This is a genomic window from Mesorhizobium sp. L-8-10 (assembly GCF_016756635.1).
Taxonomy (GTDB): Bacteria; Pseudomonadota; Alphaproteobacteria; order Rhizobiales; family Rhizobiaceae.
Genome location: NZ_AP023263.1, coordinates 569,260 through 583,831, shown reverse-complemented (window position 1 = coordinate 583,831; position 14,572 = coordinate 569,260). Strand labels below are relative to the sequence as shown.

At 65.4% G+C, this 14,572-nt stretch carries 11 protein-coding genes; 3 read left to right on the top strand and 8 right to left on the bottom strand.

Annotated elements, in window-relative coordinates; all coding sequences use genetic code 11:
* Position 1: 1 nt before the first annotated feature.
* Positions 2-490: a (2Fe-2S)-binding protein gene (locus JN280_RS02670; RefSeq protein ID WP_244743452.1), complete on the bottom strand. Its 489-nt coding sequence runs from the start codon at positions 488-490 to the stop codon at positions 2-4.
* A gap of 300 nt (positions 491-790) precedes the next feature.
* On the opposite strand from JN280_RS02670, the gene JN280_RS02665 reads away from it, so the two are divergent.
* A complete protein-coding gene (locus tag JN280_RS02665; RefSeq protein WP_202309988.1) occupies positions 791-1,924 on the top strand; it encodes a LysR family transcriptional regulator in 1,134 nt (377 codons plus the stop codon).
* Between the two features lie 871 nt (positions 1,925-2,795).
* Here the strand turns inward: JN280_RS02665 and mnhG are convergent.
* From mnhG to JN280_RS02630, 7 genes are all read right to left on the bottom strand, one after another.
* Positions 2,796-3,197, bottom strand: coding sequence for a monovalent cation/H(+) antiporter subunit G (mnhG, locus tag JN280_RS02660; protein ID WP_202309987.1), 402 nt, complete (start codon positions 3,195-3,197; stop codon positions 2,796-2,798).
* On the bottom strand, positions 3,194-3,475 hold the full coding sequence (locus tag JN280_RS02655) for a K+/H+ antiporter subunit F (protein WP_202309986.1): 282 nt from the start codon (positions 3,473-3,475) through the stop codon (positions 3,194-3,196). Before JN280_RS02655 ends, mnhG begins: the two co-directional genes overlap by 4 nt.
* Positions 3,472-3,957 carry a Na+/H+ antiporter subunit E gene (locus JN280_RS02650; protein WP_202309985.1) on the bottom strand — a complete coding sequence of 162 codons (486 nt, stop codon included), beginning with the start codon at positions 3,955-3,957 and terminating at the stop codon, positions 3,472-3,474. The genes JN280_RS02655 and JN280_RS02650 overlap by 4 nt, the downstream gene beginning before the upstream one ends.
* Positions 3,954-5,576, bottom strand: coding sequence for a monovalent cation/H+ antiporter subunit D (locus JN280_RS02645; RefSeq protein WP_202309984.1), 1,623 nt, complete (start codon positions 5,574-5,576; stop codon positions 3,954-3,956). Before JN280_RS02645 ends, JN280_RS02650 begins: the two co-directional genes overlap by 4 nt.
* On the bottom strand, positions 5,573-5,917 hold the full coding sequence (locus JN280_RS02640; protein WP_202309983.1) for a Na+/H+ antiporter subunit C: 345 nt from the start codon (positions 5,915-5,917) through the stop codon (positions 5,573-5,575). The genes JN280_RS02645 and JN280_RS02640 overlap by 4 nt, the downstream gene beginning before the upstream one ends.
* Entirely contained in the window at positions 5,917-8,829 is a 2,913-nt protein-coding gene (locus JN280_RS02635) for a monovalent cation/H+ antiporter subunit A (RefSeq protein ID WP_202309982.1), read from the bottom strand. Before JN280_RS02635 ends, JN280_RS02640 begins: the two co-directional genes overlap by 1 nt.
* A gap of 959 nt (positions 8,830-9,788) precedes the next feature.
* A complete protein-coding gene (locus JN280_RS02630; protein WP_202309981.1) occupies positions 9,789-10,985 on the bottom strand; it encodes an amino acid aminotransferase in 1,197 nt (398 codons plus the stop codon).
* 497 nt (positions 10,986-11,482) lie between these two features.
* On the opposite strand from JN280_RS02630, the gene JN280_RS02625 reads away from it, so the two are divergent.
* Positions 11,483-13,231, top strand: a complete 1,749-nt coding sequence (locus JN280_RS02625) for a type I secretion system permease/ATPase (RefSeq protein WP_202309980.1) — start codon at positions 11,483-11,485, stop codon at positions 13,229-13,231.
* Positions 13,231-14,538, top strand: a complete 1,308-nt coding sequence (locus JN280_RS02620; protein ID WP_202309979.1) for an HlyD family type I secretion periplasmic adaptor subunit — start codon at positions 13,231-13,233, stop codon at positions 14,536-14,538. Before JN280_RS02625 ends, JN280_RS02620 begins: the two co-directional genes overlap by 1 nt.
* The last annotated feature ends 34 nt before the right edge of the window (positions 14,539-14,572 follow it).

Below are 14,572 nucleotides of genomic sequence, written 5' to 3'. Positions count from 1 at the left end.
ATCAGGCCCTCCCGGCAGCGTCGGCGACCGCTGCCACGATGCCTGGATAGGCGCCGCAACGGCATATGTTGCCGCTCATCCAGAATTGGATCTCCTCGGCCGAACCGGTGTGACCCTCGGCGATACACCCGACGCCGGACATTATTTGGCCCGGCGTGCAGTAGCCGCACTGGAAGCCTTCATGCTTGATGAAGGCTTCCTGCAGCGGATGCAGTTCGCCATTCGCCTCGAGGCCTTCGATCGTCGTGATGTCCGCAGCGTCATACATGGCTGCCAGGGTGAGGCAGGAGACGATGCGTTTGCCGTCGACCAGGATGGTGCATGCGCCGCAGGCGCCCTGATTGCAGCCCTTCTTGGTACCGGTGAGGTCGAGCTTCTCGCGCAGCACATCGAGCAAGGATTGCCTGGGATCGATGTTCAGGTGCTGCTGCTGACCGTTGACCTTGAAACTCACCGGCACGGTTGCTGACACCGCGACGGTCTCGGCCATCGCCGCGTTGTCTATCAGCGTTGGAATGACCGAGACTGAAGCCGTGGCACCGGCAAGCGTAAGGACGTCGCGCCGGGACATGTCGGTCGGGGTAACCGGTCGGGTCGCATGGGTCATATCTGACTTGTCACTCATAGTCGCTCCCTCTAAGCTAATCGAGCTGACCTACGCCGTTACTAGGGGCAGCGAAGTCCTGGGGCCGCGACATGCGGCAACCGAATCTGGTGCCGTTCAGACCCGGGATGTTTCGCAGGACCCGAACAAGCGGTGTATCCGGTTGGACGTCGACGTCCCGCGCCGATGATCCTGACGATCATCGCCGAGCGATTGACGAACTCATTGGCCGAGAGAAGCTTAGGTGCGTTGCAGTGGAAATCAAATTCGGATTTCACGCGCCCCTATTACCAAATCTTATACCGGGCGACCATGAACATCCGCCAGATCGAAGCATTCAGAGCGATCATGATATCCGGCTCGGCCTCACGCGCGGCTGAATCCATGGGAATCACGCAACCTGCTGTAAGTCGGTTGGTTTCGGAGCTCGAGAAGACCATCGGGTTTCCTCTGTTCGACAGGACGCGTGGGCGATTGGAGCCGACGCCGCAGTGCCGCCTGTTTTACACCGATGTCGAGCGTACATTTGTCGGTCTGGAAGTGCTGAAGCACACAGCTTCCCAGATCCGCGAGCGGGGACCGGGAATTGTCCGGATCGCGAACATGCCGGGCATCGGTCTGCCGATCGTGTCGCGGGCGGTCACTGCGTTCCGTCAGATGCATCCTGAAGTTTCCGTCGCTGCGCAGTTGATGTCTACCGCGGAAGTCTGGACGGCAGTGGCAACCGGCCAGGTCGACATTGGCGTGGCTCCAAAGGAAACGGATATCGTGGGGATCGAGTATCAGCCGTTTTCAGGTGACGCCGCCATGTGCGCCATGTCGCCTCGACATAGGCTGGCAAGCAGGGACGTCATTACGCCGGCTGACCTTCACGAGGTCGAGTATGTTGCCCACACGCCGGCTGCAAGGCTGAGGCGTGCGTTGGCAGATCTTATGGAAGCGGAGGGTTACAAATTCAACGTCGTCGCTGAATCTCCCATGTGCATGACCCTCCTGTCGATAATCAGCGCAGGCGTTGGGGTCGGCCTTGTGAACCCGATGTCCGTTGAAGGCCTGGGCAACATCGATCTGGTGCTTCGCCCGTTCAGGCCTGTCATGCCTTGCAATTTCTTCCTCGGCTATCGCGCCGATTCCAGGCAATCGCGATTTGTGCGCTCGATGGCGACGTGCTTGCTGGATGCCAGGCCTCAGACCGCCGCCTATCCGCGAAGCGATCAGTCCAGTGGAGGAACACGAAGCGCCCGCATGGCGGCTGCCGGCAGCCGCGAGGATCGTGACACTGGCGATGGTCAGGTCCTCGGGCTCAGATCCAGCCGCTGACGCGACTTTCTTCGATGATCCGTCGGCCGCGGCCCCTTCGCTGTCGAGTCCAGCCGTAGAACGACGTGCATTGCCGGGCGCGGCGTGTGTCCGGCATGGCGCCGGCCGGTTTCCGCTCCGGCCCGTCGGCGCTCGGCAGCGGCATCAGCCTTGCATTTCGCTGGTTCGGCTCACATCGGCCGACTGCTCGCATCGTCCTTCTACGCCAGCCCGTCGGGCGTCGTCCTTGCCGGCGCCCTCGACGATTGCCCCGCCTTGCGCCAGATCAAAGCCGCCACCGCTTCATCCTTCGTAGGTAAGGTCAGGTTTGCGTCGCCAGAGGCTTCGGTTGCTGTCTCTGGAGGAGGGGGCGCGACCCTTGCCATGTTCTTCTGCGTGCTCCGCCACGACGCGTCGCGATCGACCGGTCCATCATCGTTAGCCATAACGCCGACGCATCACTTCTTGCTGACCCACCGCTGTTTCGATTGACCTTCTCCGCCCGCTCGCCGAATTTCCGACGCAGAGCTTCACTTTCGGAAGTATTGCGCTTGGACCATTGCTTTGCTGCGGCGGGCGCCGACCGTACCATTCGAGATAGCCGTTGGCCGCCGACCCGCCCTCGCACGCAACTTGCAAGCTTCGTGAAGGGAACCCCTCATCCGACCGCGCTTCGCGCGGCCACCTTCTCCCACAAGGGGAGAAGGGAACGCTGCGGCAATGCTTCCGCCAGTCGCCGACGTTGGCGATCTGCAGTGGCGGCAATGCAAAGCTCCGGCCTTCTCCCCTTGTGGGAGAAGGTGGCCGCGCGAAGCGCGGTCGGATGAGGGGTAACTTGGGCGCAGCGTTGCCCAAGCGGCCACGCGCGTCCATCCTGTAAAAATCCAGTATTTTACAGGACGCGCTCCCTCGGATCCGTCCTTCCACCCCCCGTCGGAGCCGACTGCAGCACGTTGCTCGGCGGCACGTCGGGGCTGTTCTCGGCCCGGTCCCTGTAGAGCGCTGCGCGGCCGAGCAGCATCAGCGTCACCGGCGTGGTGACGGTGACGAAGATGCCGATCAGGATCTCGTGCAGGACCGGGCGGCTCTCCAGCACGGTGAAGAAGATCATCGAGGCCATGACGATCGCGGCCGTGCCCCAGCTTGCGCCGAGCGTCGGCGCATGGATGCGGTCGTAGAACGAGCGCAGGCGCAGGAGACCGATGCAGCCGAGCAGCGTCAGGCCGGAGCCCAGTGCGAGAAAGGCGGCGACCAGGATCGCCGCCCAGGCGGGAAGCTGGGCGGCGTGGCTCATTCGATCACCTCGCCGCGCATCAGGAACTTGGCGAGCGCCACGGTCGCGACGAAGCCCAGGATGCCGATGACGAGCGACGCCTCGAAATAGGCCGTGTTGCCGGTGCGGATGCCGAAGACGAGCAGCAGCAGCATCGAGTTGAGATAAAGGGCATCGAGGCCCAGGACGCGGTCCTGCGCCCTCGGCCCGCGCAGCATGCGCAGGAGGGCCAGCGCCATGGCGAGCGCCAGCGCGACCTGCGCGAAGGTGACGGCCCACAGGAGGATGGTGGCGCTCATTCGAAGATCTCCAGCAGCAGGCGCTCGTAGCGGTCCCGGATCAGCGTGCGCCAGGCGTCTTCGTCGACCAGGTCGAAGACATGGAGCAGCAGCGTGCCGCGGGCCACGTTGTAGTCCAGCCAGGCCGTGCCGGGCGTGCTCGTGACGATGATGCCGAGGACCGCGAGCCCCATCGGGCTGCGCAGCTCCAGCGGAATGGTCAGGAAGCCGGACACGCGGCGCTGGTTGCCCTCGCGGAGGATCAGCCGGGCAACGGCGATGTTCGAGCGGATGATGTCGTAGAGCACGATCGCGACGAGCCCGGGCAGCAGGCTCCAGCGCCTGATGCGCGGCTTGGCGGGGTGGAGCGCGGCCATGCCCTGCGCGGCCAGGAGCGCCACCACGGTCCCGGCGATGAGCTGGCCGGGCGAGAAGCTCGTCAAGAGCAGCCACATCACGATCAGGGAGAGGATCAGCAGCGGGTAGGGGAACAACTTCGTCATGGCGTCCTTTCCCGCGGCGCCGCGCGCGGCGCTTCCATCACGCCTTCCACGTAAGCGGGCGCGCGCAGGCCCGCGGCGGTCGCCTCCATGAAGCGCATGGTCGGCCCTGCCTGCAAGGTCAGCGCCAGCGTCAGGGCGAGCAGCGCCGCGACCGGCGCCAGCTCGATCACCTGCACGCGTGGCGTCTGCGCTTCGACCGGCGCCCAGAAGGCGCGGATGCCGGCGCGGCTCATGGCGATCAGCGCCGACAGGCCCGACAGGATGATCAGCGCCACGAGCCACCACGAGGCCGCGGGGATGGCCGCATCCTGCCCGAGCCCGCCGGGGTTGAGCATGGCCGAAAGCATCGCGAACTTGGCGATGAAGCCCGACAGCGGAGGCAGGCCGGCAAGCAGGACGCCGCAGGCGGCGAAGCTGATGCCGAGTGCGGCGATCGTGCCGGGGAAGGCGACGCCGACCTCCTCATCCTCTTCTTCGGGTTCGTCGCCGTCGCCATAGGCTTCCATCGTCACCGCCAGCACGTTGGCGGCGGCGTCCTGGCCTCGCTCGACGAGCTCGATCAGCAGGAAGAAGGCGCCGATCGTCAGCGTCGAGCTGACCAGATAGAACAGCGCGCCGGCCGTCACGCCGGCCTGCGACAGGCCGATCGCGGCGAGCAGGGTCCCCGACGAGACCAGGATCGAGAAGCCGGCGAGCCGGCCCAGCGCCTGCGAGGCCAGGACCCCGAGCATGCCGAAGGTGATCGTGGCCATGCCGCCGAAGAGCAGCACGTCGGCGCCGAAACCGGCCGACGCCCCAGCCCCTTCGCCGAAGAACAGCCGTGACAGGCGCAGCAGCGTGTAGATGCCGACCTTGCTCAATATGGCGAAGACGGCGGCCACCGGCGCGGCCGCAGCCGTATAGGCGGTGGGCAGCCAGAAGCTCAGCGGCCAGATGCCGGCCTTCATCAGGAAGGCGACGCCGAGCACGGCCGCGCCCGCTTCCAGCATCATCCGGTTCCCGGCCGCGACTTCGGGGATCCTGAGCGCCAGGTCCGCCATGTTGAGCGTTCCGGTCACGCCGTAGATCAGCGCCACGCCGATCAGGAAGAGCAGCGAGGCGGCGAGATTCATCGCGATATAGTGCAGCCCCGCCCTCACGCGGAACGGTCCCGAGCCGTGCAGGACCAGCCCGTAGGAGGCGGCCAGCATCACTTCGAAAAAGACGAAGAGATTGAAGAGGTCGCCTGTCAGGAAGGCGCCGTTCAAGCCCATCAGCAGGAACAGGAAGAGTGTGTGGAAATGCGGGCCCGCCTTGTGCCAGCGGGCAAGCGAGAAGATCAGCGCCGGAATGGCCAGCACCGCCGTCAGCGCCAGCATCATCGCCGACAGACGGTCGAGCACCAGGGCGATGGCGAAGGGCGGCGGCCAGTTGCCGAGCAGATAGACCGCGATGCGCCCGTCGCCTGCATGGGCGATGCGCAGGAGGGCAATCGCGACTGCGAGCAAAGCGAGCGTCGCCGCCACGGAAATCGTCGCCTTCAGGCGCCGTTCGCGGTCGTCGAAGAACAGCAGCAGCGCGCCTGCGATCAGAGGGATGAGGATCGGCGCGATGACGAGATGCTGGGGAGCCACGCTCATCTTTCAGGCTCCTTGCCGTCGACATGGTCGGTCCCGGTCAGGCCGCGCGAGGCGAGCAGCACGACCAGGAACAGGGCCGTCGTCGCGAAGGAGATCACGATCGCGGTCAGCACCAGGGCCTGCGGCACGGGATCGGCAAATGCGGACGGATCGACCGGCTTGCCCCCCTCGACCAGTGGCGGCGCGTTCGACCAGAGCCTGCCCATGCCGAGGATGAACAGATTGACGGCATAGGAGAGCAAGGCGAGCCCGATGATCACCTGATAGGTGCGCGGGCGCAGAAGCAGCCACACGCCGGATCCGACCAGAACCCCGATGCCCAGCGAAAGAACAAGCTCCATCAGACGGGCTCCTCTTCCTTCGCCGCCTCGACGCGCACGCGGTGGCTGCGCAGCGACTGGTGGGCGATCGCGATCAGCATCAGCACGACCGCGCCGACCACGAGCGAGAAGACGCCGAGGTCGAAGAGCAAGGCGCTCGCCATCGGCATCTTGCCGATGCCGGGCAGTTCCAGGTAGCGGAAATAGGAGGTCAGGAAGGGATAGCCGAACAGCCACGCGCCGAGTCCGGTGAGGGCCGACAGCATCAGGCCGACGCCGATCCAGCGCACGGGCAGGATGCGCAGCCGGTCCTCGACCCAGAGCGTGCCGCCGGCCAGATATTGCAGCAGGAAGCCGATGGACATGATGACGCCGGCCGCGAAGCCGCCGCCCGGCAGATCGTGCCCGCGCAGGAAGACGTAAGCGGCGAGCGTGATGATGACGGGGAACATCCACTGCATGATCACCGACGGCACCATCAGATATTCGCGAAGCGTTTCGCCCATCTCGCGATCCGGCTCGGCGTCGTCATACTGGTTCTGCACGCGCTGCTGCTCGGGCATGTCGACGCTGTCGGCGGCGGGGCGGAAGCGGCGCAGCAGCGCGAAGACGGTGAGCGCGACGATGGCGAGCACGGTGATTTCGCCCATCGTGTCGAAGCCGCGGAAATCGACGAGGATGACGTTGACCACATTGGTGCCGCCGCCCTCGGGATAGGCCCGCTCGAGGAAGTAGTCGCCGATCGTCTCGACGACGGGCGTCGTCATCATCACGTAGGAGACCAGCGCCATGCCGGCGCCGCTGACGATGGCGAGGATGGCGTCGCGGTAGCGGCGCAGCCTTCCCCATATGCTCACCACCGTGTCCACTTCCTCCAGCCGCTTCGGCAGCCAGCGCAGTCCGAGCAGGATGAGGATCGTGGTGACGATCTCGACGACCAGCTGGGTGACGGCAAGGTCGGGCGCCGACAGCCAGACGAAGGTGATGCAGGTGACGAGCCCGGCGCCGCCGATCAGGATCAGCGCCGCCAGCCTGTGGTATTTGGCCAGCACCGCCGCGCCGACGGCGCAGACGATGCCCACGGCCCAAACCAGGGCGAAGACGGGATCGAAGCCGTCGAGATCAGGCATCCTGATCGTCAGGCCGCCGCGAAGGATCGGCAGCAGCGCGGCCACGAAGGCGATCGCCACCAGCACGCGCAGCTGCGGTTGCAGCCGGCGGGTGCCGAGATGCGTCTCCACCCAGCGCGCCCAGCGCCAGGACACAGTCACCAGGATGCGGTCGAAGATTCGCTGACCCTTGAGGCCGCGCAGTCCGGGCGGATCCGGCTCGCATTGCGCGAGATAGCGCCTGAGCACGATGTAAAGCGCCAGCCCGCCCACCGTGGCGATCAGGCTCATGATCAGGGGCGTATTGAAGCCGTGCCATACTGCCAGGCTGTAGTACGGCGTGCGGTCGCCCAGCACCGAAACGACGGCGATGTGCAGATAGGGGCCGATCGCCAGACCCGGAATCATACCGACGACCAGGCAGGCGAGCACCAGGAGCTCGATCGGCAAACGCATCCAGCGCGGCGGCTCGTGCGGCTCGCGCGGCAGGTCGACGGACTTGGGCCCGAAGAAGACGGCATGGATGAAACGTATGGAATAGGTCACGGCGAAGGCGCCGGCGAGGGTCGCCACATAAGGCTGCAAGGTGTCGAGCAGGGAGGCGCGGTGCGTCTCGATCGTCTCGGCGAAGAACATCTCCTTGGACAGGAACCCGTTCAGGAGGGGCACGCCGGCCATGGCCGCGGCGGCCACCATGGCAAGCGTGGCGGTGATCGGCATGGAGCTGAACAGGCCGTTCAGCTTGCGCATGTCGCGCGTTCCCGCCTCGTGGTCGATGATGCCGGCAGCCATGAACAGAGAGGCCTTGAAGGTCGCGTGGTTCATCATGTGGAAGATGGCGGCCACGGCGCCGAGCGGGCTGCCGAGACTGAGCAGCATGGTGATCAGGCCGAGATGGCTGATCGTGGAATAGGCCAGCAATCCCTTGAGGTCCTGCTGGAAGATCGCGAAATAGGCGCCGACCAGCAGCGTGCTCATGCCGGCGAAGCCGAGCACGAAGAACCATTCGTCGGTTCCCGACATCACCGGCCAGAACCTGGCGAGCAGGAAGACGCCGGCCTTCACCATGGTCGCCGAATGCAGATAGGCCGAGGCGGGCGTCGGCGCGGTCATGGCATTGGGCAGCCAGAAGTGGAACGGGAACTGCGCGCTCTTGGTCAACGCGCCGAGGAAGATCAGCAACAGCGCCGGCGTGTAGAGCGCATGCCCGCGGATGCGCTCTCCGGCAGCCAGCACCGCATCGAGATCGTAGCTCCCCACGATATGGCCGACGAGAATGAGGCCGATCAGCAGGCAGAAGCCGCCGACGCCGGTGATCGTCAGCGCCATGCGCGCGCCGTCGCGGGCCGACGCGTTGTGGTACCAATAACCGACCAGCAGGAAGGAAAAGATGCTGGTCAGTTCCCAGAAGATGGAGAGCAGGATCAGATTGCCCGAGATCATCACGCCCAGCATCGAGCCCATGAAGGCGAGCAGGAACGAGAAGAAGCGCGGCACCGGGTCCTTCGGCGACATGTAATAGCGCGCATAGACCATGACCAGGAAGCCGATGCCGGTGACGAGCAGCGAGAACAGCCAGGCGAAGCCGTCCATCCGCAGCGTGGCGCTCAGCCCGAGCTCGGGCAGCCAGGCGATCTCCCTGCGCACCACGGTTCCGGTCGCGATGGTCGGATAAAGCAGAATCGCCGATGCGAAAGCGAGCGCCGAGACCGCTGCCGAAAGCCAGGCCTCGGCGTTGCGCGCATTGGCCGGCAGCATCGCGGCGAAGGCGCTTCCCAGGAAAGGCAGGAAGATCAGCAGCAGGAGGAGGTTCGCATCGGTCATGCTTCGCTTGGGCGATCCGTTCTATGTATGGGTGTGATGCGGCAGCGGGAAGAATATCCTCGGCGCAACGTGCGTCATGTGCTGCCGTGGTTGCCCCCGCGCAAGCCATTGACCAATAATGGCAATTGACGCCGATGTCAGCGCGGCATTCGAGTCGCGCCCATCACATCGGCATCAAAGCTTGGTGGGCGACGCTCGTCAACCGAAAGCGAGTTAACCGGTTCGCATGCGCGCGTTTGCCCCACCAGCCGCCAGCGCGATCGGTGGTTCGAAAATGGATCAAGAAGCCTTGGCTTCACAGACGAGCCGCTGCCTCAGAGAATGAGAAAGCCGGCGAGAACGACCGTCAACAGAAGCGTCGCCGGAACGGCGACTACGCAAGCGGCCTCGAGCAATATGTCTCCCGGGCTGAAATACTGCTTCATGGTCCAGACTCCCCATCTGGCGTGTCCGGCGCATCGGCCGGCCCCCAAGGTCGCAAGCGATCTTCGGAAGCACGATGTGCGCATCCAACATATCCCCGTGCGCCTGCGGGCGCGCGGCGTATCTTCGAGGAGAAGGAACGTTTGAGCCGCGCCGGGGTTCCCTTTCCCGGCCTAACGCCTAAGGATGATGGACGCAGGGTTGCATGCGCTGCCGGCGCAACGGACGCGCGACTGCGGACCCGCTCATTGCGCCGTCACGCCGCCGTCGACCGGCACAGCGCAGCCGACCATGAAGGGCGAGTCCGGCGAGGCCAGGAAGAGGACGTCCTCCCTGCCTGGTGTGTGATGACGCCGGGAGGGAATTCATGGCTCTATGAGAATCTGCAAGCGGGGCCAAACCTGTTCGGCCCTCCCTTCGTTCATCCTCGGGCCCGCGGGCGAGCGCAGCGAGCCGGAACGCCACGGTGTGGAATACGGGAAAAGCACGGGGCCCGGCGGCTGCGGTCAATGCGAGCCGCCGGGAGAATGCGGCCGTTACTTCGCCATCACCGCGGCCATGGCCTCGGCGAGGGTGGCGGCGTTCTTCTCGTTGATGCCGGCCACGCACATGCGGCCGGAGCGGACCAGATAGACCGCGAACTCGTCGCGCAGACGATCCACCTGTTCGGGCGTCAGTCCGGTATAACTGAACATGCCGCGCTGGCTGAGCAGATAGCCGAAATCCCGGTCCTGGATGCGCGCGGTCAGCACGTCGTGAAGCGTCTTGCGCATCGCCTTGATGCGTTCGCGCATCGCCTTTACCTCGCCTTCCCATTCGGCGCGCAGATCAGGGTCGAGCATCACCGTTGCCGCGACCTGGCCGCCGAAGGTCGGCGGGCTGGAATAGTTGGCGCGCACGGTGAGCTTGAGCTGGCCGAGCACCCGCCCGGCCTCGTCGGCGTCGGCGCAGACCACCGAGAGCCCGCCGCAACGCTCGCCGTAATAGGAGAGGTTCTTCGAGAAGGAATTGCTGACGAGGAAGCTGACGCCGGCATCGGCCATGGCGCGCACCGCGAAGGCGTCTTCCTCGATCCCATCGCCGAAACCCTGATAGGCTATGTCCATGTAGGGAATGAACTGCTTCTCGGCGATGAGGGGGATCAGTTCCTCCCACTGCGCGCGGGTCAGGTCCACACCGGTCGGATTGTGGCAGCAGGGATGGAGCAGCACGATGCTCTTGGCAGGCAATTTCCTCAGGGCGTCCAGCATCGCCTCGAAGCGCACGCCGCCGGTGGCGGGGTCGTAGTAGGGATAGGTGTTCACGGTGAAGCCCGAGCCCTGGAAGACGACGCGATGGTTGTCCCAGGTCGGATCGCTGACCCAGACCTGGCTGTCCGGGAAATATCGCTTCAGGAAGTCGGAACCGACCTTGAGCGCGCCGGAGCCGCCGATGGTCTGGATGGTGGCGATACGGTTGGAGACGACCGCCTCGTGGCTGGCGCCGAACACCAGTTGCTGCACGGCCCTGCGGTAGTTCGTCGCCCCTTCGATAGGCTGATAGGCGCGGGGGCTGGTGTCGAGTGCCCGCATTGCCTCGGCTTTTTTCACCGAAGACAGCACCGGGATGTTACCGTCGCCATCGTAGTAGAGCCCGATGCTGACATTCACCTTATGCGGGCGAGGGTCCTTCTGATACGCGTCGACGATCGCGAAGATCGGGTCGCCTGGATAGGCTTCGACATGCTGGAACATTTGCTTGGCTCTCTGAACGATCCTGCTGTGACGGGAATGCGCTTCCCGGTGGCTCCCCGGCTGCATCCGCATACACCGGAGTGGAATGCAAAACCACCCGTGATTCAAGCCTTTGCCGAAGCGAGGGCTGAGCACGACGGCCGAGGTCCGGCCCGCCGGCCAGGGCCGTGGCGACACCGTCGCGGCATCTGCGGCAGGCGGCCCCCTACGCGCGGCTGGTCAGCGGGGCGGCGGGCGATGGGAGGGCTGGAATCCTTTGCACGCAATGCTTGCCGGACCCTCGGCCATATTCAAGCTGCAATCACACAACCGTCTGTACCCTTGTATTAATCTGCGATAAAACGTTACCGGGGTAAGATGATTGTCGGGCGGTTGTCATTGCGCTATTGGCCCGGCCTTCCGGCATACTCGTCGAAGTCATAAAGAAGCCCAGAACAAGCTTTCAACCGTATCGCCCGCGACGTGCTGGCGTCGTGGTCGGACAACCGGTGAAGAAGATGCAACAGAGCTCGAACGATACCACGCGCATGACGCTGGCAAAGGCGTTGATGTCTTTCCGCAAAGCCTTTGGCGGCGTTGGCTTGATGACGGGCGTCATCAACATATTGGCGCTCACGGGCTCGTTTTTCATGCTCCAGGTCTATGACCGCGTCATTCCCTCCAAGAGCCTGCCGACCCTGGTCGGCCTGATGCTCGTCGCCGGCACCATGTTCGCTTTCCAGGGCGTGCTCGAGCTGATCCGGTCCCGTCTGATGGTACGCCTCGGCGCCGCGCTCGACGGCCAGATGAGCGGTCAGGTCTATTCGGCCCTGATGCGCCTGCCGCTGCGCACCAAGATGAACGGCGACGGCCTGCAGCCGCTGCGCGACCTGGACCAGATCCGTTCCTTCCTGTCGAGCGCCGGGCCGACCGCGCTGTTCGACCTGCCCTGGATGCCGCTCTATATCGGCATCTGCTTCCTTTTCCATTTCTGGATCGGCGTTACCGCGCTCGCCGGCGCCATCATCCTCTTTGCCCTCACCCTGCTCGCCGAAATGCTGACCAGGGAACCCACCAAGGCAGCCGGGCAGCTCGCGCAGGGACGCCAGTCGCTGGCCGAGGCGACGCGCCGCAACAACGAGGCGCTGCAGGCCATGGGCTTCGGCGCTCGCATGGGAGAACGCTGGGCAACCATCAACTCGGACTATCTCGCCTCGCACGCCAAGGCCAGCGACGTTGCCGGCACGCTCGGCACCGTCTCCCGCATCCTGCGGCTCGTGCTGCAGTCGGGCATCCTCGCCATCGGCGCCTATCTGGTGGTGCTCGGTCAGGCCACCGGAGGCATCATGATCGCCGCCTCGATCATGATGAGCCGCGCCCTGGCGCCGATCGAGCTGGCGATCGCCCACTGGAAGGGTTTCGTATCCGCACGACAGAGCTGGAGCCGGCTGAAGCAGCTTCTCGCCTTGCTGCCGGAGACCCCGGTCAGCGTCGAACTCAAGGCGCCGCAGCGTCTGCTCTCCGTGGAGAACGTCACCATCGTGCCGCCCGGCGACAGGAAGCTGGTGGTCCAGGACGTCAACTTCAGTCTCGAAAAGGGCGCCGGGCTCGGCGTCATCGGCCCCAGCGCCTCGGGCAAGTCTTCGCTCGCCCGCGCCATTGCCGGCGTCTGGCTGCCGGCGCGCGGCACCGTGCGCCTCGACGGGGCGACGCTGGAGCAGTGGACGCCGGAGGAGCTCGGTCCTCATATCGGCTACCTGCCGCAGGACGTGCAGCTCTTCGATGGCACCATCGCCGAGAACATCTCCCGCTTCGAGCCCGACGCGCCGTCGGACAAGATCCTGAAGGCGGCGGCCGCGGCGGGCGTGCACGATCTCATCGTCAGGTTGCCGGAAGGCTACGACACCAGGATCGGCGAGGGTGGGGCCGGCCTGTCGGCGGGGCAGCGGCAGCGCGTCGCACTGGCCCGCGCCCTCTACGGCGATCCGTTCGTGGTCATCCTTGACGAGCCCAACTCCAATCTCGACGCCGAAGGCGAGGAGGCTCTGATGGGGGCCATCCAGAGCGTGCGCAGCCGTGGCGGCATCGCCGTGGTGGTGGCGCATCGGCCGAGCGCCTTGGCCAGTCTCGACCAGGTGCTGGTCATGGCCGGCGGCCGCGCCCAGGCCTTCGGTCCCAAGAACGAGGTCCTCGGCAAGGTGATGCGGCCGGGATCGGTGCAGGTGCCACTCAAGGTGGTGGCGACCGCAGAGGAAGGTAACGGCTGATGTCCGCGAACGACAAATCGATCGAGCAGTCGATCCGGCGCTATCTCATTGCCGGTGTCGCGACGGCGGTATTCTTCATCGGCGGGATCGGCGGTCTGGCCGCGACCACCAAGCTGTCCGGGGCGGTCATCACGGGCGGCCGCATGGTGGTCGATTCCAGCGTCAAGAAGATCCAGCATCCGTCCGGCGGCGTCGTCGGCCAGATCAATGTGCGCGAAGGCACCTCCGTCAAGGAGGGCGACGTTCTCGTCAAGCTCGACGAGACACTGACCCGCGCCAATCTGGGCGTCGTCTCCAAGAGCATCGACGAGCTCCAGGCGCGTGTCGCCCGCCTCGAGGCGGAGCGTGACGGCGCCGAGACCGTCGAATTCCCGGCCGCGCTGCTGGAGCGCGAGGACGATCCGGTCGTCAAGCGCATGATCGCCGGCGAGAGGTCCCTGTTCGAGTTCCGCCGGTCGGCGCGGGAAGGACAGAAATCGCAGCTGCGCGAGCGCATCGCGCAGCTCGGCGAGGAGGTCTCCGGTCTCGAGCTGCAGAAATCGGCCAAGAGCAAGGAAATCGAGATCATGAAGGAAGAGCTGGCGAGCGTCCGTCAGCTCTGGCAGAAGAAGCTGGTGTCGCTCGAGCGCATGACGGCGCTGGAGCGCGACGCCGTGCGGCTCGACGGGGAGCTCGGGCAGCTCACCGCCGCGATCGCCCAGTCCAAGGGACGCGCCAGCGAGATCGAGCTTCAGATCATCTACATCGGCCAGGAGATGCGAAGCGAGGTCGCCGGCCAGCTGCGCGAAGCCCAGGGCAAGCTCTCCGAGCTCGCGGAGCGCCGCGTCGCCGCCGAGGACCAGCTCAAGCGCATCGAGATCCGGAGCCCGCAGGACGGCGTGGTGCATCAGCTTGCCGTCCATACGGTCGGCGGGGTGATCTCACCAGGCGAAGTGCTTATGCAGATCGTGCCGGTCTCGGACGATCTCACCATCGAGGTGCAGGTCGCGCCTCAGGACATCGACCAACTGCGGCCCGGGCAGGAGGCGGCCGTCAGGCTGTCGGCCTTCAACATGACCACCACGCCCGAGCTCGACGGCGTGCTGCGCAACGTCTCGGCCGATCTCACCATCGAGCAGCGCACCGGGGCGGCCTACTACACCGCCTTCGTGATCTTGCCGAAGGAACAGGTCGCGCGTCTGAAGGGGCTCACGCTGACGCCGGGCATGCCGGCGGAGGTCTTCTTCCGCACGACCGACCGCACCATCCTGTCCTATCTGGTCAAGCCTTTGAGCGATCAGATCGAGCGGGCGTTCCGCGAGGAGTAGCGCCGAGAGCGGGAGGCTCCGTCGGAGCCTGCTC

What these genes read in the sequence shown, in the direction of transcription:
- JN280_RS02670 (WP_244743452.1), bottom strand. Translation starts at nt 490, where the DNA reads ATGGCCGAGACCGTCGCGGTGTCAGCAACCGTGCCGGTGAGTTTCAAG.
- JN280_RS02665 (WP_202309988.1), top strand. Translation starts at nt 791, where the DNA reads ATGATCCTGACGATCATCGCCGAGCGATTGACGAACTCATTGGCCGAG.
- mnhG (WP_202309987.1), bottom strand. Translation starts at nt 3,197, where the DNA reads ATGAGCCACGCCGCCCAGCTTCCCGCCTGGGCGGCGATCCTGGTCGCC.
- JN280_RS02655 (WP_202309986.1), bottom strand. Translation starts at nt 3,475, where the DNA reads ATGAGCGCCACCATCCTCCTGTGGGCCGTCACCTTCGCGCAGGTCGCG.
- JN280_RS02650 (WP_202309985.1), bottom strand. Translation starts at nt 3,957, where the DNA reads ATGACGAAGTTGTTCCCCTACCCGCTGCTGATCCTCTCCCTGATCGTG.
- JN280_RS02645 (WP_202309984.1), bottom strand. Translation starts at nt 5,576, where the DNA reads ATGAGCGTGGCTCCCCAGCATCTCGTCATCGCGCCGATCCTCATCCCT.
- JN280_RS02640 (WP_202309983.1), bottom strand. Translation starts at nt 5,917, where the DNA reads ATGGAGCTTGTTCTTTCGCTGGGCATCGGGGTTCTGGTCGGATCCGGC.
- JN280_RS02635 (WP_202309982.1), bottom strand. Translation starts at nt 8,829, where the DNA reads ATGACCGATGCGAACCTCCTCCTGCTGCTGATCTTCCTGCCTTTCCTG.
- JN280_RS02630 (WP_202309981.1), bottom strand. Translation starts at nt 10,985, where the DNA reads ATGTTCCAGCATGTCGAAGCCTATCCAGGCGACCCGATCTTCGCGATC.
- JN280_RS02625 (WP_202309980.1), top strand. Translation starts at nt 11,483, where the DNA reads ATGCAACAGAGCTCGAACGATACCACGCGCATGACGCTGGCAAAGGCG.
- JN280_RS02620 (WP_202309979.1), top strand. Translation starts at nt 13,231, where the DNA reads ATGTCCGCGAACGACAAATCGATCGAGCAGTCGATCCGGCGCTATCTC.